The organism is Bacteroidota bacterium (assembly GCA_016721765.1).
Classification (GTDB): domain Bacteria; phylum Bacteroidota; class Bacteroidia; order UBA4408; family UBA4408; genus UBA4408.
The window spans coordinates 805659-829352 of the sequence record JADKHO010000004.1 but is presented as its reverse complement, the minus strand read 5'-3'; the positions used below and the strand labels follow the sequence as shown (position 1 = coordinate 829352).

Sequence of the window (23694 nt, the reverse complement as noted above, 5' to 3'; positions counted from 1 at the left end):
AAAATTAATTCAATTTATAAGGAACTATCAACTGAAATTCGGGAATCAATACTTCAAAATAGGCTCCATCCGATTGACGCACCATAGTGTAGGTTCCATGCATTTTGCCCAAATCGGTATTTAAATTACAAGCACTTTCGTATTCATAAATTTGACCTGGTTGTAATACCGGTTGTTCACCCACAACGCCTTCACCTTCTACTTCCGATTGTTCACCTGAACTATCAAAAATATACCAATGCCTGCGTAGCAATTGCACTGCAAATTCATTTTGATTTTCAATTATGATGTGGTAAGAAAAAATAAAATGCAGGTTATCAGGACTGGAAAATTCTTCCTGATAGCGCGTATTTACTGAGATGCGGATGCCTTTTGTAATTTCTGTTACCATTCGAATGTAAAACTTCGGCAGCAATAATAGCAATAAGTTTTTCTTTCACACAAGTAACCATCGAAATTTTCTTAACAGATTTTTGTTCTTAAAAGGGATTGGAAGCAATTTTAACAATTTACATTTTTTATTTTCCTGTGCTGTTTAATCGTTTATAACCGATTAACTGATAATAATAAGTGCCGAATGTTTTGTAGTAAACCAAAATATAATAATCGTTTTCTGTTTCGTAATGATTGGCTTCGAAGGTACTTTCATCTGCAATTGTTTCTCCGTTTTTCAAAACCACGTAGGAATAATTGTAATACCCTTGTTTTAAATATGGACTCGCCACATAAGTTGAAAAAGTAGTGTCGTAATTCATTTTAAACTCGGGCAAATAATTCCAATTGCTAAGGGCACCAAAAACATATACCTCCGCATTTTGCAAGGGTTCAACGCATGGTAAAGAAAAATGAACATAGGCATAATCTCCATCCGTGTCACCATCATATCCCGCTAAGGTGCGAATAACATAACTCCCATTGATGTCGCGCATAGAACTATAACGCTTAAATGCTCTTTTTTCTTCCGGAAGGAGATACACATTGTTTTGCTTTTTTTCATCAAAAACAAAGCGACTGATGCGTTCATTAGGTGCGTTAAAAACTTTATCTTCAAAATAGCGAAACTCATTTCCGCCATTAAAAACGTTGCCTTCATCATAATCGTAAACCAATTGTCCGGGTTTCGTAAATGTTGGCTTGAGTGAAGTGATGGCATTGTCGAAACGCTGATTTTGAAGCAGCGTAACTTTTAAATTTTCGAAAGGGTCGTTAATTTCAAAATCGGGATTATTAATGTTAAAATCTACTTCTTGTTTTGTATAGCGGTCGTTAATAATTGTTGCAACTTTGGCACTTCCCACAACATCCACTTTTTTATCGTACACCAAAAATCTACGCGTAAGCACCACATTTTGTTCATCGTAATCTTGAAAAACTTTAATAATGTAATTGCCTGATTTTGTAATTTTTATTCCGTCTGTTGGAAATACTAAATTAAAATGGGTGTAACGTTGAATGGAATTAAATGAAAATTTATAGTCTGTAATAAGTTCGTCATTAAATCCGGAAAGGTAATCACTGCGCACCATATTCGTTGGGTTCCATGAGGCATCGCAGTGTATCAAGGTATAATTATATGTTTTTCGATCGGCATCCAAATCGTCAAAACTCAATTGCAATTTATCTTCGCCGTTTAATTCAATAATTGGAAAGGCAAGTTCTGCGCCTGATGGAGCAAGTTGAACCGTTTTAATATTTTCTTTATAGATAATGTTTTCAAAACGCAGGTAATCGGGAGTAAAATAATCTTCAGTACTTTTATGAGGCAACACATGAGAAGCACTTACTCTTTGTGATAGCATAAAAAATTGAAATAGCAGCACGCAAGCAAATAATTTCATCCCTATCGTTAATGAGCCTGCAGTAGTATCTTCAAGGATTTTAATAGATGCAATGAAGCTGGTTTTAATTTTAGAATATGCCTTAGTTTTATTTTTCAAGATAAATTTTTTCAAGTTCAGAAATCATGGTTTTTAAGGAGAAGAGTTGAGTGACATCGTTCAATCCATTTTTTATTAGGGTGCTTTTCAGTTCCTTATTTTGAAGTATAAGTTTCATACCATCATAAATTTCTTCTTCCTTTTCATAGTCTACCACCACCGCATTTTTTTTGTCAACAATAAAATCATGTGCAATTCCCGAAAGGGTAAATACAGAAGGAATTCCGGCTGCTAAGGCTTCTACATAGGTTTGTCCAAATGCTTCTGCATGCGCATTAATAGGTACATGCACAAACACATCAAATAAGTGATAGAGTGCTGCATTGTCGTATTCGAATTCAACTTCAAGAAAATTTGTGGAAGGAATTTGTTTCAGCAATTCTTTAATACGCAAAGCATCGTTACCATTCGTATTTGCCAATACTAATTTTACATTTGGAAAATCAACTAATAGCTTTTTAAAAGCCGGAATAATGTGTTGTACCCCTTTCCACCAAGTATAACGCGAAACAACACCAATTATTGGATACTGTTGTGAAGCATTGTATTTGTTTTTTATAGCTTGGATACGATCGGCAGATACAGATGAAAAAAAATCTAAATCAAAACCATGGTGAACAATTACTATTTTATCTTTTTTAACTCCTTCTTGTTGTATTAAAATGTTTTTCACATTTTCAGTGATAGCAATTATTTTTGTGGATATAAAATTAATCCACCTATCGTATTTTATGGCATTGGGGTGGTACATGTGATGCTGAGAAGCATGGTGTCGCGTGTGAATTCTTTTTTTTATGCCACAAATTCGTGCTGCGGTTAAACCGAGTAGGGAGGCAGTAAACAGGTGGGTATGCACCATGTCGGCTTTTGATTTTCTCAAATGATTAATTAGGGAAAGAAGCGCTGCCGGATACTGTTTTTTTGATTTGGCCTCTACTAAATAAAAGGGTACCGCTTTTTTACTCAAATAATTTTTAAAATAAGATTCGGAGGAATTTATCAATACGAATTCAAGCTCGAATTTACTTCGGTCTATATTTTCAACTACCCACTCAAATGCAATGGCACGGTCGATATCCGAGATAATATAGATGAGTTTAATTTTTTCCTTTTTCACCGGAAATAAAGATATGATTTATTATTGGCTACGCTTTACACGGATTGCGAAAGTAAATAAAATTGATGCAGCAAGCATTTTTTTCCTGAAACGAGTATGCGCACTATAATTTCAAATTTCTTTACTTTGTAACCTACAAATACAATCCTCATGAGAAAGAAAATAGTGGCCGGTAACTGGAAAATGAATTTAACTTTTGCAGAAGCCCAGTTGTTGGCTTCTGATGTAGTAAAAGAATTTGCTGCAAATACTCCTGATGGAGTTGAATTGGTTCTATGCCCATCCTTTCCATTTATAATGGAAGTGCATGCTAAAATTCCTTCCAATAGCAGCATTTCTGTTGGAGCTCAAAATTGCGCAAGCGAAAGTGCAGGTGCCTATACCGGTGAAGTATCGGCAAAAATGATCTCTAGTTTAGGCGTTACCTATGTAATTCTTGGGCATTCAGAAAGACGTGCGATGTTTCACGAGACCGATGAATTGTTGGTGAAAAAGCTGGGACAAGTTTTGACAAATAATCTTAATCCTATCTTTTGTTGTGGCGAAACATTGGCAGAGCGGGAGGCAGGAAAGCATTTTGAAATAATAAAAAATCAACTGGTAAACGGGCTTTTTCACCTCGCTTCTGCAGATTTTGCGAAAGTTGTAATTGCTTATGAACCGGTATGGGCAATTGGTACGGGGGTAACAGCAAGTTCAGCCCAAGCGCAAGAAATACATCAGTTTATTCGAGAAGTGGTGACCGATAAATATGGAGATGCAGTTGCGATAGATTGCTCCATTCTCTACGGTGGGAGTTGTAATGCCGCAAATGCAAAGGAGCTTTTTGCCAATGCAGATGTGGATGGTGGACTTATTGGTGGTGCAGCTCTAAAAGCGAAGGACTTTGTGGCCATTGCAAATTCATTTTAAATTCAGGCACTTAAGTTGTAATAGTTTATACTTTAAAATTAATCGAATGTTCCTATTTTGTTGAAAAGTAAGGAACAAACTAATTTAAGTTTTCTTTTATATTTGAACGATTGAGATTATCCCTACAAAAGTCTCAAATTCAACTGCTGCATGGATTATATTGAAGTCAATTTTGAACTCGTGCCACTTCATCCTTTTGATGATATTCTCACTGCCGAACTTGCAGAAGTTGGGTTTGAAAGTTTTGTCAACCTAGATACCGGCTTGCAAGCATTTATTCAAAAGGGCTTATTTGATGCAGCAAAATTAGCTAAGCTGCTTGCTGCTTATGCGGAGCGCGGATGTAAAATTTCTTTCACAAAAAAGGAAATACCTGCTCAAAACTGGAACGCTTCTTGGGAAAGTAATTTTGAACCTATTGATGTGGATGGTATTTGTACAGTGCGCGCTCCTTTTCATCCAAAAACAGCCACAGCAAAATACGATATTATAATTGAACCCAAAATGTCGTTTGGAACAGGACATCACGAAACCACCTATTTAATGTTGCAGCAATTACTAGCTATGAATATTGCCGGTAAAAGTTTGCTTGATATGGGATGTGGAACTTCAGTGTTGGCAATCTTAGCTGCAAAACTAACTGCTAAGGAAGTGTTGGCTATTGATAATGATTCTTGGAGTTATGAAAATTCACTTGAAAATTGTGCTTTAAATAGTTGTCCACAGATATGCGTTAAACTTGGAGATGCCGCACTTTTAAAAGGGCATAAATTCAATATTATTTTGGCCAATATTAATCGAAATATTTTGCTTAACGACATGTTTCATTACTATGCTGCATTGGAGGAAAAGGGTGAATTGTTAATTAGTGGATTCTTTGATGTGGATACACCTTTATTATTTGAGCACGCACAAAAATTGGGTTTTCATTTGGTTAAAAAAATCACTAAAAATAATTGGGCTTTAATAGGATTACAAAAATAAATACAATGAATAAAATCAAACTTCTTCTTGTTGTTCTCATCTTTTCCATTGGAATGGAGAATGCTTTTTCGCAAACACTAGTGAAGAAAGTATTCCCGGATGACCCAACTGAGTTTCTTAAAAAAATTAAAGATCAAATGGAAGACCAAGATAAAAAGGCAACTCATGAATTTATGGAGCTTTTTGAAGTGGCTTGGAATGGTCAAAAATTTACCAGCAGTCAGCAAGGTATTATGATTAGTACTTGCAACTTGATGTTTGCAAAGCGCCTTAAGATGTTTCCAGATTTTAAAAATTATTTGTCTTCGGCTATGAACTTTGTTAACTCCGGTCAAACCGATAAAAGTTTTACAGCCTGGCAATTAAGTATTGATAAAATTCTAGGAAAAAGTGCCAACAAGTTCAGCGATTTTATTGAGATGAGCGATAACTTATTTTCTACCAATACCATTTTCAAAAATTCAACACTTGAGTGGAAAGCTAGTGGGAGCAATTATACTTTTGAATTCGACAGTGTTCCCAAAGTGGTGTTTGGTGAAACGGATTTGCGCTGTATTATTAAGGATGATAGTTCAGTTATTTATTCTACCCAAGGAACCTATTATCCCAGTACTCAGCGTTGGATAGGGAAGGGAGGAACGGTAAATTGGAGACGCGCCGGAGTGCCTGCTGAGCAAGCTTATGCTGAGTTAAAAAGATATTCTATTGTATTTAAATCATCACAATACCGTGCCGATTCTGTCTTGTATCATAACACTATTTATTTTCAAAAGCCACTACTCGGGGTATTACAAGATAAAGTATTTGTGAACATGACCGAAGAGCGCGCCGTGTATCCTCAATTTGATTCGTATGATAAACGTTTGGTAATTGCCAACATTTATCAGGATGTGGATTATGATGGAGGCTTTTCGGTAAAGGGCTCTAAAATAATTGGAACAGGCGACAGAGACAATCCTGCGTTCTTAAAATTTTTCCGTAATAAGAAATTGTTTTTAAAGTCCGCCTCCTTGCAGTATATCATGAAGCCGGAACGCATTACTTCCGACAAAGCAGAAATAACTTTTTATTTTGATGGGGATTCTATCTATCATCCAGGCTTGCAGCTAAAGTTTAGTTATAAGGATAAGGAAGTGGTACTCATCCGCGACCAGCAAGGAACGGCTAGAACGCCCTATTTTGATAGCTTTCATAAACTTGACATGTATTTTGAAGCCTTGTATTGGCGAATGGATGAACCAAAAATTGAATTAAAAAATATTAAAGGTAGTGCTGAAAGCTCAGCTCTATTTGAGTCCTCTGCATTTTTTAGAGCTGCGCGTTTTGAGCGTTTGCAAGGTATGGATGATGTGAATCCCTTGTACCGCATTCGTCAATTTGTGATGAAGCAAAATGCAGGTGGTAAGGAATTTGACCCTGTAAGTTTATCGCGTTTTATGCAACTCTCTCCGGATCAAGTTAAACCCATGTTGATGATTTTGGCAAATGGTGGTTTCTTAACTTATAATGTGGATTTAGATAAAGTGGTAGTGAAGGATCGATTGTTTGATTATATCCGCAACAGCGAGAAAAAGCGCGATTATGATGTGATTCAATTTAATTCTACAGTAGGTGGAAGCGAAACCAACGCCAGCCTTAATTTGTTGAATTTCGATTTGCGTATTGACGGTGTGGAACGCATCTTTTTAAGTGATTCACAAAACGTAAATATTTATCCTAAAAACCAAACGGTGTTGGTGCGCAAAAATCGCGATTTTGATTTTGCGGGTGTTGTTAATGCCGGTCGATTTCAGTTTTTCGGAAAGGAATTTAATTTTGATTACACCCTCTTCAAGATTAATTTAACCAACGTGGATTCCTTACGAATAAAGGTGTTGGCTAACGAGGTAAATGAATACAACGAACGAAAATTGGTGTATTGTAAAACAGTTATAGAAAGTGTAAACGGTGATTTGTTGATTGATCGACCAACGAATAAATCGGGTACAGTGGATTATCCGGATTATCCCATCTTTAATAGCAAGAAGGAATCTTTTGCTTATTATTCGCGCAGTGGTATTCAAAAGGGAGTTTATAAGCGCGATAGTTTTTATTTTAAGTTAACCCCTTATACCATCGATAGCTTGGATAACTTTACAAATGAAGCCTTGGCATTTAAAGGTACATTGGCCTCTGGAGGAATTTTTCCCGACTTTGATGAAACGCTGCGTTTACAAGAAGATTATTCACTTGGTTTTAAACGTGAAACACCTGCCGGTGGATTCCCTATGTATGGTAACAAAGGAACGTATACTTCCACCATTAAACTTAGTAATAAAGGTTTGCGTGGAGATGGAACGTTGGAGTATGTAACTTCCACCACCAAAAGCAAGGACTTTATTTTCTTCCCTGATTCCATGAACGCAATTGCGCAAAGCTTTGAAAACAAAGAACAGGCAGGCGCCATTGAATTTCCTCCGGTGAAGGGTGACAGTGTTTATGCACATTGGATGCCTTACAAAGATTACATGGAAGACAATGGAATCCGAAAGCCCATGGATTTTTATACCGGACAAGCTGAATTATTTGGTAAATCAACGCTAACACCAACAGGTATGACCGGTAAAGGGCGAATGGATTTTTCAAAAGCCTCCTTGTTTTCAGATAAAATGGTTTTCAATAAAATTACATTTGATGCCGATACTTCCGATTTTCAGTTGAATGCAGAAGAGTTGAGTGCCCTTGCATTTAGCACTAAGAATGTAAATGCGCACGTTGATTTTGCAAAACGACAAGGTGTCTTTAAGAGCAATGGAGAAGGTTCTTTTGTAAATTTTCCAGTAAATCAATACATCTGTTTCATGGATAAATTTACTTGGTTTATGGATCAAAAAAGTATAGAACTTTCGGCTTCTACCAAATCAAAAACTTCAGTCAATAACAACACAGCCGAAGAGTCGGATGAAGGTTCATTGAATTTGGAAGGGTCTGAGTTTATTTCGGTGCATCCGGATCAAGATTCCTTGCGCTTTTTCTCGCCAAGAGCACGCTACGATTTAAAGAGTTATTTGATTTCTTGTAAGGAAGTTAAATACATAAACGTTGCAGATGCCCGTATATTTCCGGATAGCGGTAATGTAGTGATTCAGAAAAAAGCAAAAATGGAAACACTTAACAATGCCAAAATATTGGCCAACTTAGTAACAAAGTACCACAACATTTACAATGTTTCGGTAAATATTTTGGCCCGTAAAAAATACTCCGGCTCGGGCGATTATGATTATGTGAGCGAAACCAAGGAGAAACAAAAAATTCATTTCACAAACATTTCTACCGATACTACTTTCCAATCCTTTGCAATTGGTGATATTACCGAGGAATCTAAATTTACACTTAGTCCGTACTTTGATTATCGCGGTAAAGCAAAACTCTATGCCAATCAACAATTCCTCACATTCGACGGTTCATTCCTCATCAAGCATGAATGTCCACACATAGGAAAAAGCTGGTTGAGCTTTAGTGGAGAAATAAATCCGAGTGAAATTTATATCCCTATTGCAAAAGATATGAAGGATAATAATAACGATAAACTGGTGGCAGGTATTATGTATACAGCTGATTCTACACACTGCTATCCAGCATTCCTCAGCCGCCGAGTTACCTTTAGCGATCAAATTGTTGCAGGTGCTGATGGGTATTTGTTTTATGATAAAGCCTCACGCGAATACAAAATTTCAAACAAGGATAAAATCAAAGAAATTAATTTCCCCGGAAATTATGTGAGCTTAAATACTGCCAATTGTAAATTGTATGCCGAAGGAAAATTGGAAATGACCAATGGATTGGGACAGGTTAAATTTAATGTTTACGGAAATGGTGTGGATGATTTGCAAAATGATTCAGTTGCCTTTGATGTAGTAATTACACTTGACTTTTTCTTTGCCGACGATGCCTTAAAGAACATGGGAAATCGTTTCGAAACATCCACTGCTCCGTTTGCTTCGCTTAGCCGCACTACTTATGAGCGTGCTTTGCGCGAAATGCTCGGTAAAGCGGATGCAGATAAATTAATTTCTCAAGTGAATTTATACGGTTCTTTTAAGAAGTTCCCTGATGCGATGGAACATTCAATAATACTTACCGATGTGAAAATGAAATGGAATTCCAATACTAAATCTTTTGTTTCGGATGGACCAATTGGCGTAGGAAGTGTATTTAAAAACCAAATAAATAAATTTATGGGTGGAAAAATTGAGTTGGCTAAAAAGCGAGCTGGAGATATACTTACCGTGTATTTAGAAATTGACGGTGCCAATTGGTATTTCTTTAATTATCAAACCAGCCTCATGCAAGCCATTTCATCCGATGAAAAATTTAATTCTATTATTCGCGACATGAAAGCAGATAAACGTAAAATGGAAGTGGAAAAGGGCCAAACACAATATTCCTACAATCTTTCCACTGCAGCTAAGAAGACATCTTTCCTTAAAAAAATTGATACCCAGGAAAAATAATTCATGATAACACCCGAAAATATTCTGTATTTGATTATTGCCTATTTGCTAGGTTCTATACCAACTTCAGTGTGGATTGGGCAGTATTTTTATAACATTGATGTACGCGAATTCGGAAGCGGAAATTCAGGTGCTACCAATACCTTTAGAGTACTGGGATATAAGGCAGGAATTCCAGTGTTGATTATTGATGTTTTAAAGGGTTGGTTCTCCGTGCGCCTCGCTGTTTTGATTAGTGATTATGCACCGGGCTCAGCCTTGTTAGTAGATCTCGAATTGGTGTTTGCTGTTGCCGCATTAATGGGGCATGTATTTCCTGTATATGTGGGATTTAGAGGAGGCAAGGGAGTTGCAACCTTATTGGGAATTGTGTTGGCACTCAATCCTACCGCTGCATTAATTTCACTTGCTGTCTTTATTATTGTATTTCTATCTACTAAATACGTTTCACTCAGCTCCATTATTGCTTCCTTTGCTTTTCCCAATGTAGTTATTTTTGCAATGGACTCGCGGGTGCCTTCCATGGTTATTTTTAGCATGTTTATCACGGTTATTGTATTGATAACGCACCAAAAAAATATTGAACGATTACTCGCAAAAAAGGAATCCAAAATTCACTTGAGAAAACCTAAACGAGAGGAAGTATCAGAAATTTAACACACCAACATCCCTGCAATCACAGCCGCCACTTTCTCAGCATTGGGTAACATCGTGGCTTCTAAGGTTGCATTAAGCGGTATAGCAGGTAAATTTTCCGAACCCACCACTTCTACAGGAGCATCCAAAAACTGAAAGCAATTTTTCGAAATTTTTCCGGCTAAACTTTGCGCAAAACTGTTTACAGTAGGCTCTTCGGTGAGCACAATACATTTGCTGTGTTTTTTTACGGATGCATAAATGCTTTCTGTATCCAATGGAACAAGTGTACGTAAATCCAAAATTTCTATTTGGGAAGGAAAATTCTTAGCCGCTTCTTTCGCCCAATACACGCCCATTCCATAAGTAATTATGCATAGCGTTTTGCCTTTTTTAATGCAATCCTCTGACGCTGTAAGAACAGTTCTTGCCTTACCAAATGGAATAATATAGTCCTCATCCGGCTCAATTGTTTTCGCATCTTCTGTACCTTTTATTTTGCTCCAGTAAAGACCTTTGTGCTCTAACATCACCACAGGATTAGGGTCATAATATGCTGCTTTCATCAAGCCTTTTAAATCGGCACCGGTGCTAGGATAAGCGATTTTTATCCCTCCAATATTTGTCAAAACAGATTCTACACTCGAAGAATGGTAAGGACCTCCGCTTCCATAAGCACCAATGGGCACACGAATAATGCAACTCACCGGCCATTTGCCATTGCTTAAATAACAGGAACGGCTCACCTCTGTAAACAACTGATTTAAACCCGGCCAAATGTAATCTGCAAATTGCACTTCTACTATGGGTTTGCATCCTGTAGCACTCATTCCTGCAGTACTTCCAATAATAAATGCTTCTTGAATGGGCGTATTAAAAACACGATTGTCGCCAAACTTTTGCGCAAGTGTTGCCGCTTCACGGAATACTCCACCAAGTCTGCCTCCTACATCTTGTCCATAGAGCAGACATTCCTTATGCTTGGTCATCAGTTCTTGCACCGCAAACAAAGCGCAATCCACCATAACCGTTTTTTCTTTTCCTTGCGGTTCACGAATTCCTTTTTCTTCAGTAACGGGAGTAGGAGCAAAGTCGTGCAAAAATAAATCTTCCGGTTTCGGATCTTCTGCAGCAGCAGCCTTCGCAAAATCTTCTGCAACTTTTTTAGTAGCCGCTTCTTCCATTTTGGTCAATTCAAATCGGTCGAAACCGGCCACAATTAATTGGTTTTTGAAACGTGGAAAAGGGTCTCTTTTTGAGGCTTCCAATAAATCATCACGATACCATTCTTTACGCACACCTGATGTATGGTGATTCAATAAAGGAACTTTGGCGTGCACTAAAAAAGGCCTGCGTTCGGTTCGTATTTTTTGCATCACTTCTTCCAACACTTCATAACACCTAAAAAAATCGGTGCCATCAATGGTGCGTGTTTCCAATCCTTTAAAGCCCTTGGCATATTCACTCGCGTCTTGAGCACGAAACTCCTTTGCATTGGCACTGATGTCCCACTCATTGTCTTGCACCAAATACAGTATCGGAAATTTTTTAAGTACTGCCATCTGAAAAGCCTCAGCAACTTCGCCTTCAGTAATGGAAGCATCTCCTAAGGAACACACCACAAGCGGTTTATCAGCGCCATAATCAGGAGCTAATTTTTCATTTTCCAAGTACTGTAAACCCATTGCAACACCGGTAGCCGGAATTGCCTGCATGCCGGTTGCCGACGACTGCATAGGTATTTTGGGCATGTTATCTCTACGCAAACTCGGATGGCAATAGTACAAGCGTCCACCCGAAAAAGGATCATCACGCTTGGCCATTAATTGCAACATTAATTCATAAGGCTCCATGCCAATAGCGAGCAGCATACTGTCATCTCGATAATAAGCCGATAAGTAGTCTTGCGCTTTCAATTGCAGTCCAAGCGCAAGTTGTATGGCTTCGTGACCGCGTGATGTGGCATGCACATACTTTGCAGTTACATCTTTATTGGCCTCATACAACTCTGTCATCGCTTTAGCGGTGCACATAAGCTCGAAGGCTTTTAGCAAAGTTGTTGCCGGTATTTTTGAATTTATATTTGGTACGGTTTGAGTTTCCAATGTAATTTTTATTTTGATGCGGTAGTTTGTGCTTCCGCAGAGTTCATTATAACCAAGCGGTTTTATCTTACGCCAGTTTTAAATTTTGCAATTGCATTACGAGTGAAATCTGAAAGCACCAATTTGCCACTCATTTCAGCACGTTCGAGCAATAGTGTATCCCAGTTTTCGGTTCCTTCCCACTGCACTTGCTTTAATAATTGCATGGCTTCAGGATTACTAAAAGCAAGTTTTTCGGCCAAAGCAAGAATAGCGCTATCCAAATTTTCGATAGTGGAAAACGTATCGGCATACAAGCCTTTTTCTTTGGCCCATTCTGCCGTTTGCCATTCGCTAGCATTTATGCTTAAGGAGGAAAAAGCAGCGGTTCCAATTTTGCGTTCAACTGCCGGACCCACCACAAATGGACCAATACCCACAGCCAATTCACTTAATTTTATAGATGCATTGTCCATCGCTAAGGTATAGTCGGCGGCACTGGCTAATCCAACACCTCCACCTACTGCTTTACCCTGAACACGCGCAATTACAAATTTTGGTGCCTTGCGAATGGCATTAATTACGAGTGCAAATCCTGAAAAAAAGTGCTTGCCCATTTCGAGGTTTTCAAGCGAAACCAATTCGTCAAAACTGGCTCCGGCGCAGAATGCCTTTTCTCCTTCACTTTGCAGTACTATCACTTTGCAGGAGGTCTCATTTCCTAGTTTGGTGATTTCTGCGGCGAGTTTACGTAACAATTCTCCAGGCAATGAATTGCTTTGTGGATGAAAAAATGTTACCGTTCCAATTCCTTTTTCTACGGATGAATATACATTACCTAATGCGCTCATGGGCTTAAAATTTGAAACAAAGTAATTGATTTTTTTAATACGATTGCTTTCCTTACAGGTGTTAATTTGTTACTTTTTCTTAATTAAAAATTGCTACCGGCACTAGGACTGAAGCATGCTTTTTAGCAAGCTGTCAATATCCATTTTACTTTGCTCGCCTAACTGCATGTTTTTAACGGTTAATTGACCGCTGTTAATTTCATCTCCACCAACCAGTACAACATAAGGTATTTTTTTATCGTCGGCATAACTCATTTGCTTTTTCATTTTAGCTGATTCTGGATAGAGTTCAGCGTTAATACCCGCATCCCGTAATTTAGATAACAATGGCAAGCAATAATTCTCTTCAGCTTTTCCAAAGTTTACAAAAAGAATTTTGGTTGATGCGGCAACACTTTCAGGGAATAAATTTAATTCCTCCAACACATCATAAATTCTATCCGCACCAAATGAAATTCCCACGCCACTCATATTGGGCAAGCCAAATATGCCGGTTAAGTCATCGTATCTGCCGCCACCGCAAATGCTGCTTCTTAGGCTACCTGCATTGGCTTTAACTTCAAAAATGGCACCGGTGTAATAATTTAGGCCACGCGCTAAGGTTATGTCTAACTCAAAAAGGGCTGTCTTAAGTTTGCATAGTTGAAGGGTTTCAAAAATACGTTCCACCTCTTCAATTCCCTTAACTCCTATGGGCGAGCTCGATAGCAATTGCTTTAAGAAATTTAGTTTTTCAAGTGTTGTTCCTTCAAAGTTTATCAAAGGCTGAAGTTTTTCTATGGCAATTGAATTCAATCCGGCTTCAGCCAATTCTTTATTTACCCCATCAACACCTATTTTATCTAATTTATCAATGGCAACGGTTATGTCGATGATGCGCTCTTTTTCGCCAATTATTTCGGCAATGCCGCTCAATATTTTTCGGTTGTTGATTTTGATGATTACCGGAAGTTTTAAATCCGAAAACACGGCATCCATCAATTGCACCAATTCTACTTCATTCAGTAATGAATTGCTTCCAATTACATCGGCATCACACTGGTAAAACTCACGGTAACGCCCTTTTTGGGGACGGTCGGCACGCCACACCGGTTGTATTTGGTAACGCTTAAACGGAAAGGTAATTTCATTTTGATGTTGCACAACGTACCGGGCAAAGGGTACTGTGAGATCGTATTTTAGAGCCTTTTCAGAGATGAGATTGCTTAATTGATTAGCATTTATTACACCTTCAAGCGGTAATTTATCTCCTACAAAATTTTCCTTCCATGAATTTGACTCTTCAACAGTTTTTTTATCGATACCGATGTTGGTGAGAAAATTCCCTGAATTCAAAATCTTAAAAATCAATTTATCCCCTTCTTCCCCATACTTTCCCATTAAAGTACTCAGGTTCTCCATGGCTGGAGTTTCAATAGGCAAAAACCCAAAGCGCTGAAAATGGGTGCGGATGCAATCAAAAATATAATTCCGTTTCACCATTTCACTCGGCGAAAAATCACGTGTTCCTTTAGGAATAGAGGGTTTTTGAATGGCCATATTTTTTTTTAAGTGTGCAAAGGTAATAAAACAAGAGGCAATTCTAGGTGCAGCAGAGTTCAAAATAATTTCTACTTTTATAAAAAGATTTTCAACATGAAAAAACTGATTTTGGGACTGTCGGTTGGCATTCTATTCGCCGCATGTAGCAAGCAGCAACCGTGCAATTCGGTTGGATTGGTAACCAAAGATTATTTGAACGTTAAAATTGGTAGTTATTCCGGAATTGGTGGTTTTGTGGCCAACGGCTATTCCTCATTTGTGGTGCTTGAGGTAAACCAATCATACCCGACCGATTACAATGGTTATTACGATTACAGTTATGGGAGTGCATTCACCTCCTTAAAATTACCCATTGCGCATAATTACGAACAAACCACTTTCGTATTCAAGGGAGATACGGTTGCACCCGAAACCTTGATGGTGAATAATTACAACGCACGTGCTGAATTTTCGGATGAATGTGGATACCGTCTCACTATTGATAAACCAACAGTTGCCATTTGTACTTTTTCGCAAAAAACGAAAAACCCAGAGTTTGACGAAGCAAATAAGATTTTAAAATTACAGCTAACTAAGTAGGACCTATGAAGAAACTATTTTTTGCCTTTATGACCTTGCTTTCCTTTTCTACAATGGCTCAAGATTCAACTAAATACCATCAATTTAGCACCGGTATTAATGTATTGAATGCAGTTTTTAAAGACGCAGAAATCAATACCGAATTTATGCTCAACCAGCGACTGGGTTTGACCTGCGATTTAGGCTATCAATTCAGCACCAGCGCAGGAAAAAATTTAAATTTATTGCACAATAAAATCGAAGGGTATTATTTTAAAATTGGTCCGCGTTTGTATTTTGCACCACACAGCGCTAAAGGCAATGGATACGTAACAGCAGGATTCATTCATTCTTATTTTAAACAAACAGCTAATATCGACGAGGATGATTTTTATGAAGCATCAAAATTTGTCATCAAAACCGAGCAAAAGCTGCAAGGAACCTTCATTGGCATTGGAACACTCATTAAAATGTCGAATAATTTCAGCATCGATTTTGGAACTATATTTAATTTCTTTTCTCCTGAAGATATTAATTTTGAACAGGATGTAAATAATGCTACCAACGGACAGCCTGGATTTGGAACATTTATTTTTAAAAATACCGGCAATTTCGGGGTAGGCGTCGGAATTAATTGTTCCATTAAATATGAGTTTTTGAATCATTAATTGTTTCCGAATTACAGCATCCACAACTGCTGTACGCGCGAGAAGCATTGACGGGAAACAATTATAATTACTATTTACAAACACTTGTAAATTCTTCAAAATCTTTATGCTTTTGTTACGCTTACAACTTGTTTTTTGTTTTATTTCGAACTGCGTTTTTGGGCAATCGAATGCAGATAAATTGCAGGTAACTCCACTCACCGGCAATTTTTATGTGTACACCACTTACAATGCATATAAGGAATATCAGGTTCCGGCTAATGGCATGTATCTCTTAACCGAACAGGGCGCTGTTGTGTTTGATACGCCTTGGGATACTACTCAATTTCAACCGCTCATTAATTATATCAAGAAAACGCATGGGAAAGATATTCTTTTGTGCATTGCCACGCATTCGCATGAAGATAGAACAGGCGGGCTCGACTATTTTAAGAAACAAGGAATAAAAACCTACACAAGCGTTCAAACTGATAAAATCTCAAAATTAAACAATCAAAAGCGAGCCGAATTTTTGATTGAAAAAGATACTTTATTTAAAGTTGGACAAAATACTTTTCAAACCTATTATCCCGGCAAGGGGCATGCGCCCGACAATATTGTAATTTGGTTTGAAAAGGAGAAAATACTTTATGGCGGTTGCCTCATTAAAAGTACAGAGGCAAGAGACTTAGGTTATCTTGGTGATGCCAGTGTGGATGAATGGTCAGTTACAATAAAGAACATCCAAACTAAATTTGGAAAACCTAAATTTATTATTCCGGGGCACAACAGTTGGAAAGGCACAAATTCAATGAAGCATACCTTAAAACTGATCAAAAAATACAAATTAGCGCAACATTAGCTCCTTAATTACTTTAGCTGAGTTGGAGCATTCTTAATTACACCACTATCAATTGAATTATTTATTGTTTTAAGGGCAATATCGTGTATCCCTTTACTCCGAAATAATATCATAAAAATCAGGATCACTCAATAGCTCTTCCTTTTCGGAATCATTCCCAATAATTTCTTTTTCCTTATCGCGCTTTGGAGAACCAAAAATATATTTAAGTCCGACACCTATATAGGCGCCATTATTAATTCCACTTTTATAAAAGGTACTTGAGTTTTTTTGCAGGCCTTCGCTTAGGCGGATGCTTCTGCGGAAAGCATACCCGATGTCAGCACTTGTGGTAAAGCTATTGCTAAGCTTGATGTTCGTAGTTATTCCTATATGATTTTCTCTTTGCCGAAAATAAAATGCCTTCGGAAATTGGCTGTATTCACTTCGATTTGAAATGTAATTAAATCCACCCTGCGGTTTTAAATAAGCAGTAAGGCGAACTTTGTTACCAATCCGTTGCACAAAAGATATGCGACTCGGAAAATTAATAATCATGCGACTTCGTTTTCCTGTTTTGAAACTCATTCCCAGTGCAGGAAACAAAATACCACGACCAATAAAATAGGAGTAGCCCAATCCCATATGAAACGAAAATCCCTTACTCACATTTCTACGGTATTGTGCAAGTCCGGCATAACGAATTTCGGGAGTACCCAAGGTATAGTTATCATTTCGACTCATTGAACTAACAGACAAGGAAAAAATGTTTTTTCTGTTTTTTACCAAAAATGCACTTAAACCAAGCGATGCACCAAGTAGATGTTGCTGTTGCATTACGTTCGATAAATCTGCACTGCTCCAAGCTGCTGAGCCATTTGTCATCAGCTGGAAGTAAGAAGATTTGTGCGTGGAATCTCCTAAAATAATATGATTGTAAATGGGAATAAAAAAACTGAGCTGACCGCTTTGCTTTGAATAAGATCCTGCAGAATCCTGAAGTTTACTTTCCGGAACATACGTATAATGTAAAGCCAAGGAAGGTTTAAATAGCCTTGCTTGCTGCGCCTTTGTATAAATGGATAGTGCAAGGAAAAACACTAAAATCCCTGTTTGGAAATGCCACATAGTTCTATTCAGACAACTGAAAAGTTTATTGGTTTAAATGAGTAAAAAATATTTTTTTTGGAGGTGTATTTCATGTTTAGATTGTATCAATAATTATTTCTTGAGTTTTTTTAGGATGTGCTTGTGTTATTAAATTAAAGAAATACTTTTTGAAGAAATGATTTAACCGAAGGGTGCGCAGAGAAGTTGCGGAGAGCGCCGCGCTTGAATCTTATTTGGAATAAACTTTAGTTATTCGCAGGCGCAGGAATCATTCTCCAATCCCAAATCAATTGCAGTAATAACTTTGGTAACGCTATCACATTCAGCAAAAACAATTCGAACATTCTGACCGTCCGAAGTTTTGCCTTCTAAGGCATAAGAGGGGCAAGGTTTATCATGTACTTGGCTTTTAGTGTAATTCACCTCGCCTTTCATTAAAATTTCTTTCACTTCGCTTTCGCTGATGTTGCGGCATTTCATGCGACATTGTGCATGCTTGCTGTATTCAAGATGCTGACTTTGCAACTTTCCATGAATAACTTCGCTTGGTGATTTGTATACATTGCGATTTTTAAAAACAAAAAAATACATGATGATGCTACCCAATAGCACACCAATTATAAAGAGTCTTATTCGTCGGGAAGTGGTCATAATAGAATTAAGTATTGCAACACTACAAAAGCGTATTTGATTTAGAAAATAATAGAATTATCAGCATCAAGGTGGATTAAATCACGGCCATCAATAAATCAATATCTTTATATGGCAAGTGATAGGTTTCGCCCAAAAAGCGATTGGTAAGAATTCCGCTATACACGTATACACCATGACGCACACCGCTATCTCTTCGAAGCATGTTATCAATACCGCCTTCTTCGCCAATATTCAATAAAATAGGTGCAAATATATTGCTCAAGGCATACGATGCAGTGCGCGAAACGCGGGATGCAATATTGGGAACACAGTAATGAATTACTCCATGTTTGCGGAATACAGGATGTGTATGATTGGTTATCTCGGATGTTTCAAAAACTCCTCCTTGGTCTATACTGATGTCGATAAGGACAGCTCCGTATTTCATCTCCATTACCATCTCTTCGCTCACTACACAAGGAGTCCGTCCGTGCGGGGCTCGAATGGCACCAATTACAACATCGGCGGTTTTTAGTGCTTTGCTTACTACTTTGGGTTGAAGTAAAGAAGTAAACACACGCATACCCAAATCGCTTTGTAAACGTCGCAAGCGATATACTGAGTTGTCGAAAATTTTAACGGATGCACCCAATCCAAGCGCAGCTCGGGTGGCAAATTCTCCAACGGTTCCTGCTCCTAAAATCACTACATCGGTAGGGGATACGCCTGTTATTCCTCCAAACATAGAACCTTGTCCTATACTTAAATTGCTCAAATATTCGGCTGCAATCAAAATGGAGGTGTTACCGGCAATTTCGCTCATGGCGCGAATAATAGGATAAATTCCATCGCGGTCTTTGATGTAGTCGTAGGCTATGGCGGTTACTTTTTTATCTATCAGTTGCTTCACATAATTAGCGGGCTGCACTGCAAATTGTAAAGCCGAAATCAAGGTTTGCTTGCGCTGCATCATTTCAATTTCGGCAGGAGAGGGAGGAGCTACTTTTAAAATGATATCGGCTTTATATACTTCTTCCGGACTGCTCACAATTTGCGCTCCAGCTTCGCTGTAATCTTTATCTTCAAAATGAGCTGCTTTACCGGCATTCGTTTCAATCACGATATGGTGCCCATTATTTACCAATAAAGCCACCGCATCCGGCACAAGTGCAATGCGGTTTTCCTGAAACGAAATTTCTTTGGGAATTCCAATAAAGAGCTGACCTTTCTTTCGCCCTACTTCCAGCATTTCCTCCTGAGGCATCAATCCACCTTGCTTTTGAAGGCTCAATAACACATCTTTTGATGTTATCATAATTTTATAGGAATCGTTACACAAATTTAAAATTAAAATGAAGGGAAAGCAATATTTTTTTCGATTGAATTAATGGGTGCTCATAATGTAAGTATATCAAACTGTTTTTTGAAGAGGATATTTTTTTGCAACACATAGGATCATAGTAAACATTGGTTTCATATAGGATTGGTCTATGTGCCTTTGTGTTTTTTTTAAGGAAGTTTTTTTTGAAACACATAGGATCATAGTTAACATAGGTTTCATGTAGGATTGGCCTATGTGCCTATGTGTTTTATTTTATGTGAATATTTTTTTGAAACACATAGGATCATAGGAAGCATAGGTTTCATATAGGATTGGCCTATGTGCCTATGTGTTTTTTTTTAAGGAAGTTTTTTTTGAAACACATTGGATCATAGGTAAAATAGGTTTCATATAGGATTGGCCTATGTGCCTATGTGTTTTATTTTATAAGAATATTTTTTTTGAAACACATAGAATCATAGGAAAATAGGTTTCATGTAGGATTGGGCTATAAGATTTAAGTAAAGATAATTAACAAAAAGTATCACACGAAATGTGATGCTAGATTGGTGCGTTCCCTCTTAATTTGCCAAGTTGCACATAATCTTCATCAGGCAATAAAATGGATTTCACGTGAATCGCCCTTAATCTTTATCTCAACGTGCAAAGTTGCATCCGGAAGTAAAGAAGCTATTTTCTCCGGCCATTCGATAAAGCAATAGTTGCCACTATAAAAATATTCCTCACAGCCCATGTCTAGTGCTTCGCTCTCTTTGTTGATGCGATAAAAATCGAAATGATAAATGCGCTCGCCGGCAGGGTTGAGGTATTCATTCACCAAAGAAAAAGTAGGGCTGGAAGCCACATCCAAAACGCCCAAGGCTTTACACACCGCTTTAATAAATGTAGTTTTTCCGGCACCCATCTCACCACTAAAAGCAATTACCTTTTTATCGCCAATAGCATTTAGAAACTGCGCTGCTGAAGCATTAATACCGGTAAGTGAGTGGATGAGGATTGTCATAAAAGGGAATCAAGCGTATGCTTCTTCTTTGCTAAAATCAACATTCAAGTAATCTGTCACCACATTATAAAGCGTATCGCGTTCAATCGGGTGACGCTTTACTTGTTTTATCAATTCCACCAATTGCGGCGTTGTTAAAGCAGGATTTTGCTCTTCGGAACCGGCCATGGTGTATATTTTTGTGGAATCGTCAATAGTGCCATCAATGTCGTCCACTCCAAAGGAAAGCGAAAGCTGAGCGGTAGTTCTTCCTATCATTGGCCAATAGGCTTTTAGGTGCGCAAAATTGTCGAGGTAAATGCGGGAAATGGCATAATTCCTTAAGTCTTCCACCACCGAAACTTCAGCTAAGTGCGACATTTGATTGTCTTTGTTACGAAACTTTAATGGAATAAACGTATTAAATCCACCTGTTTTATCTTGCAATTTTCGCAAGCGTTCCATGTGATCCACGCGATGCGCATAGGATTCAACATGCCCATACAACATTGTTGCGTTCGAAGGCAATCCTAATTTATGAGCCGTTTCATGCATTTCGAGCCATTCTGCCGAGGTACATTTATCTCCGGCAATTTGTGCCCGAATTTGCTCGTCAAAAATTTCAGCACCACCACCGGGTAAAGAACCCTGACCATGCTCTTTTAAGATGCGCAAGCCTTCTTCATAAGATACTTTTGCTTTTTTGCACATATAATCCAACTCCACGGCTGTAAAGGCTTTTACATGAATATCAGGACGGATTTCTTTTACTTTTTTTATTAATCCGGCAAAATAATGCAAGCCCATTTTGGGATGCACACCGCCTACAATATGCACTTCTGTGATCGGTTTTCCATCATATTTTCTAACCAAATCTAAAATTTCATCTTCACTCAATTCCCAGCCTTCGTTTTTGTTTTTCAACAGGCGCGAATAAGAGCAAAATTTACAATCAAACACACAAATATTGGTAGGCTCAATATGAAAATTGCGGTTGAAATAAGTATAATCTCCATGTTTCTTTTCGCGGATATAATTTGCCAAAGTGCCTAGAAATCCAAGTTCCCCTTTTTCGTAAAGCACTAGTCCATCTTCAAATGAAACGCGCTCGCCTGCTATTACTTTTTCAGCAATTTGCTTAAGTCGTGTATCAATAGTTGTGGTGTTGATTAGGTCTATTATAGTAGTTTTTTTCATATTGTTATTGAAACCACGAAAGTACGAAGATTAATGCTTTTTACTATGATTTTTGTCTTGTTTCAAATCAAAAAAAAGAGCTGAATCAATTCTGTTCAGCTCTTTTTTTTTACAGAGAAAAATAAATTTAAACTTGCGCAAATGTTTGTAGTATATTTAGCAATTGATCCAATAGCGCGCCCTTGTCCTCTTTCCCAAAGGTTTTCATCCCTTCCTCCACCTTAGTGATATTGCTTTTTAATTCATCTAAATCAAAAGGTCCCGGCATTTCTTCCACTACGGTCATAGCTTCAATACACATATTCAAATCTCCCGCTAGGGCAATGTCTACAAAATAACTGAGGTGCTTTGAACAATCCAGACCGGATTCCCAACAGGCGGCTACAAGATTTTGCTTTATGATAGGATTTTTGGCTTTGGTGATGGCTTTTAAAAGCATGTCCAAACCATTTTGCTCTTTTAAAATCTTGAGTGTGTCGTGTTTCAGTTCTTTAGTTTCTTTGCTGCTCAAAAGTTGCATCACCGCTGCAATTTTATCCTTAACGGTTTCCTCCTGTTCTTCTTCTTTTCCAACAATGATGGTGCTGTAATTTTCCTTGTCAAAATATTTTTTTAACTCCGGAACTTCTGCTGTAGCGTCTTTCTTTTTCATCCTTAATTTACTTTAACTAAAAACATTTCTTTTAATTTTTCTACCGTGTAATCGATTTCTTCTTTAGTGGTGTTCTTACAAAATGAAAAGCGAATCGAAGGGCGATTTTGATCCACACCCAACCCACGCAACACATGCGATCCCTGATTACTGCCGGAAGTGCAAGCACTGCCTCCTGATACTGCAATGCCCATTATATCTAAATTAAAAAGCAGCATTTCAGCATTTTCGGTAGGTGGGAAGTGAACATTTAACACCGTGTACAAGGAATTGTTTTTGGCGGTACCATTAAATGAAACGCCCGGAATTTCTTGTTCCAACTTGTTAATCATATAACTCTTAATTTCTTGAATGTGCTTTTGGTGCGCAGCCATATCGCGATAAGCAATTTCGAGTGCTTTAGCTAGCCCAATAATTCCATGCACATTTTCGGTTCCCCCACGCATGTTGCGCTCTTGTGAGCCTCCATGTATTAAAGGATTAATCTTAATCTTAGAATTTACATACAAAAAGCCAACACCTTTTGGGCCATGAAATTTATGGGCTGCACAAGTAATGAAGTGTATTTTTATAGCTTGTAAATCGTGTACATAATGCCCCATTGTTTGCACGGTATCCGAATGAAAAATAGCATCGTACTTTTCACACAATTCTCCCACTTCTTTTAAAGGAAGTAAGTTTCCTATTTCGTTATTTGCTTCCATCAAGGAAACAAAGGTGCGCGGATTCGTTTTTAAAAGTTCTTCTAAATGGGTTAAATCCACCACCCCTTTTGAGTCGATGTTTACAAAACTCAATTTTATCTTGCCTAGTTTTTCTAACGATTCGAGTGTGTGTAAAACAGCATGGTGTTCAATTTTGGAAGTGATTGCATGGGCAATTCCTAAATCATAAATGCTCCCATGAATGGCCATGTTATCTGCTTCGGTTCCGCCGGATGTGAAAAATATTTCAGAAGGTGAAGTGTTCAATAATTTGGCAACACTTTTACGCGCAGTTTCGAGTGCAGCGCGAGTTTGTCGGCCAAAGGAATGAATCGAAGAGGGATTTCCAAATTGGTGCTGCATCACCGGCAACATGGCTTCAATTACTTCCGGATCGATGGAAGTGGTAGCTGCATTATCTAAATAAACTTTCATTTTTTTGAATTGATTATTTTCAAGTTTTCCTGCAAAA

20 protein-coding genes are annotated in these 23694 nt (G+C 37.9%); 7 read left to right on the top strand and 13 right to left on the bottom strand.

All coding sequences use genetic code 11. From position 1 onward, the window contains the following. Positions 1–4: 4 nt before the first annotated feature. From apaG to IPP32_17515, 3 genes are all read right to left on the bottom strand, one after another. Positions 5–391 (bottom strand): Co2+/Mg2+ efflux protein ApaG, encoded by a 387-nt coding sequence (apaG, locus tag IPP32_17525; protein ID MBL0049886.1) that lies wholly within the window; start codon positions 389–391, stop codon positions 5–7. 127 nt (positions 392–518) lie between these two features. Continuing rightward, complete coding sequence (locus tag IPP32_17520) at positions 519–1937, bottom strand: DUF5103 domain-containing protein (protein MBL0049885.1); 1419 nt, start codon at positions 1935–1937, stop codon at positions 519–521. Next, positions 1927–3054 carry a glycosyltransferase family 4 protein gene (locus tag IPP32_17515; GenBank protein MBL0049884.1) on the bottom strand — a complete coding sequence of 376 codons (1128 nt, stop codon included), beginning with the start codon at positions 3052–3054 and terminating at the stop codon, positions 1927–1929. The genes IPP32_17520 and IPP32_17515 overlap by 11 nt, the downstream gene beginning before the upstream one ends. 150 nt (positions 3055–3204) lie before the next feature. Here IPP32_17515 and IPP32_17510 point away from each other — a divergent pair, with 150 nt between their 5' ends. The 4 genes from IPP32_17510 to plsY all read left to right on the top strand — a co-directional run bounded on the left by IPP32_17510 (position 3205) and on the right by plsY (position 10100). After that, positions 3205–3966 (top strand): triose-phosphate isomerase, encoded by a 762-nt coding sequence (locus IPP32_17510; protein MBL0049883.1) that lies wholly within the window; start codon positions 3205–3207, stop codon positions 3964–3966. A gap of 150 nt (positions 3967–4116) precedes the next feature. After that, entirely contained in the window at positions 4117–4950 is an 834-nt protein-coding gene (gene prmA, locus IPP32_17505; protein MBL0049882.1) for a 50S ribosomal protein L11 methyltransferase, read from the top strand. Positions 4951–4955: 5 nt separating this feature from the next. After that, entirely contained in the window at positions 4956–9443 is a 4488-nt protein-coding gene (locus IPP32_17500) for a hypothetical protein (GenBank protein MBL0049881.1), read from the top strand. 3 nt (positions 9444–9446) lie between these two features. Then, a complete protein-coding gene (gene plsY / locus IPP32_17495) occupies positions 9447–10100 on the top strand; it encodes a glycerol-3-phosphate 1-O-acyltransferase PlsY (GenBank protein ID MBL0049880.1) in 654 nt (217 codons plus the stop codon). Here plsY and IPP32_17490 read toward each other — a convergent pair. The 3 genes from IPP32_17490 to IPP32_17480 all read right to left on the bottom strand — a co-directional run bounded on the left by IPP32_17490 (position 10097) and on the right by IPP32_17480 (position 14547). Continuing rightward, positions 10097–12112: a tungsten formylmethanofuran dehydrogenase gene (locus IPP32_17490; protein MBL0049879.1), complete on the bottom strand. Its 2016-nt coding sequence runs from the start codon at positions 12110–12112 to the stop codon at positions 10097–10099. The two genes, plsY and IPP32_17490, sit on opposite strands and share 4 nt — an antisense overlap. 134 nt (positions 12113–12246) lie before the next feature. Further along, positions 12247–13014 carry an enoyl-CoA hydratase/isomerase family protein gene (locus IPP32_17485; GenBank protein ID MBL0049878.1) on the bottom strand — a complete coding sequence of 256 codons (768 nt, stop codon included), beginning with the start codon at positions 13012–13014 and terminating at the stop codon, positions 12247–12249. 102 nt (positions 13015–13116) lie between these two features. Further along, positions 13117–14547, bottom strand: a complete 1431-nt coding sequence (locus IPP32_17480) for a histidine--tRNA ligase (protein MBL0049877.1) — start codon at positions 14545–14547, stop codon at positions 13117–13119. 102 nt (positions 14548–14649) lie between these two features. Here IPP32_17480 and IPP32_17475 point away from each other — a divergent pair, with 102 nt between their 5' ends. From IPP32_17475 to bla, 3 genes are all read left to right on the top strand, one after another. Next, positions 14650–15135, top strand: a complete 486-nt coding sequence (locus IPP32_17475) for a hypothetical protein (GenBank protein ID MBL0049876.1) — start codon at positions 14650–14652, stop codon at positions 15133–15135. Between the two features lie 5 nt (positions 15136–15140). Next, positions 15141–15782, top strand: coding sequence for a hypothetical protein (locus tag IPP32_17470; GenBank protein MBL0049875.1), 642 nt, complete (start codon positions 15141–15143; stop codon positions 15780–15782). 106 nt (positions 15783–15888) lie between these two features. Further along, entirely contained in the window at positions 15889–16623 is a 735-nt protein-coding gene (gene bla, locus IPP32_17465) for a BlaB/IND/MUS family subclass B1 metallo-beta-lactamase (protein ID MBL0049874.1), read from the top strand. Positions 16624–16716: 93 nt separating this feature from the next. Here bla and IPP32_17460 read toward each other — a convergent pair whose 3' ends face one another. From IPP32_17460 to IPP32_17430, 7 genes are all read right to left on the bottom strand, one after another. Beyond that, a complete protein-coding gene (locus IPP32_17460) occupies positions 16717–17730 on the bottom strand; it encodes a hypothetical protein (protein ID MBL0049873.1) in 1014 nt (337 codons plus the stop codon). Positions 17731–17961: 231 nt separating this feature from the next. Beyond that, positions 17962–18363, bottom strand: a complete 402-nt coding sequence (locus tag IPP32_17455) for a DUF4258 domain-containing protein (protein MBL0049872.1) — start codon at positions 18361–18363, stop codon at positions 17962–17964. Positions 18364–18439: 76 nt separating this feature from the next. Then, the gene (locus tag IPP32_17450; protein MBL0049871.1) at positions 18440–19660 is read right to left on the bottom strand and encodes an alanine dehydrogenase; all 1221 of its coding nucleotides are present in this window, start codon (positions 19658–19660) and stop codon (positions 18440–18442) included. A gap of 616 nt (positions 19661–20276) precedes the next feature. Further along, a complete protein-coding gene (gene tsaE / locus IPP32_17445; protein MBL0049870.1) occupies positions 20277–20690 on the bottom strand; it encodes a tRNA (adenosine(37)-N6)-threonylcarbamoyltransferase complex ATPase subunit type 1 TsaE in 414 nt (137 codons plus the stop codon). Positions 20691–20699: 9 nt separating this feature from the next. Next, positions 20700–21866 (bottom strand): aminofutalosine synthase MqnE, encoded by a 1167-nt coding sequence (gene mqnE / locus IPP32_17440; GenBank protein ID MBL0049869.1) that lies wholly within the window; start codon positions 21864–21866, stop codon positions 20700–20702. A gap of 127 nt (positions 21867–21993) precedes the next feature. Continuing rightward, a complete protein-coding gene (locus IPP32_17435) occupies positions 21994–22518 on the bottom strand; it encodes a hypothetical protein (protein MBL0049868.1) in 525 nt (174 codons plus the stop codon). Positions 22519–22520: 2 nt separating this feature from the next. After that, positions 22521–23657: a cysteine desulfurase gene (locus IPP32_17430; protein ID MBL0049867.1), complete on the bottom strand. Its 1137-nt coding sequence runs from the start codon at positions 23655–23657 to the stop codon at positions 22521–22523. Positions 23658–23694 lie beyond the last annotated feature (37 nt).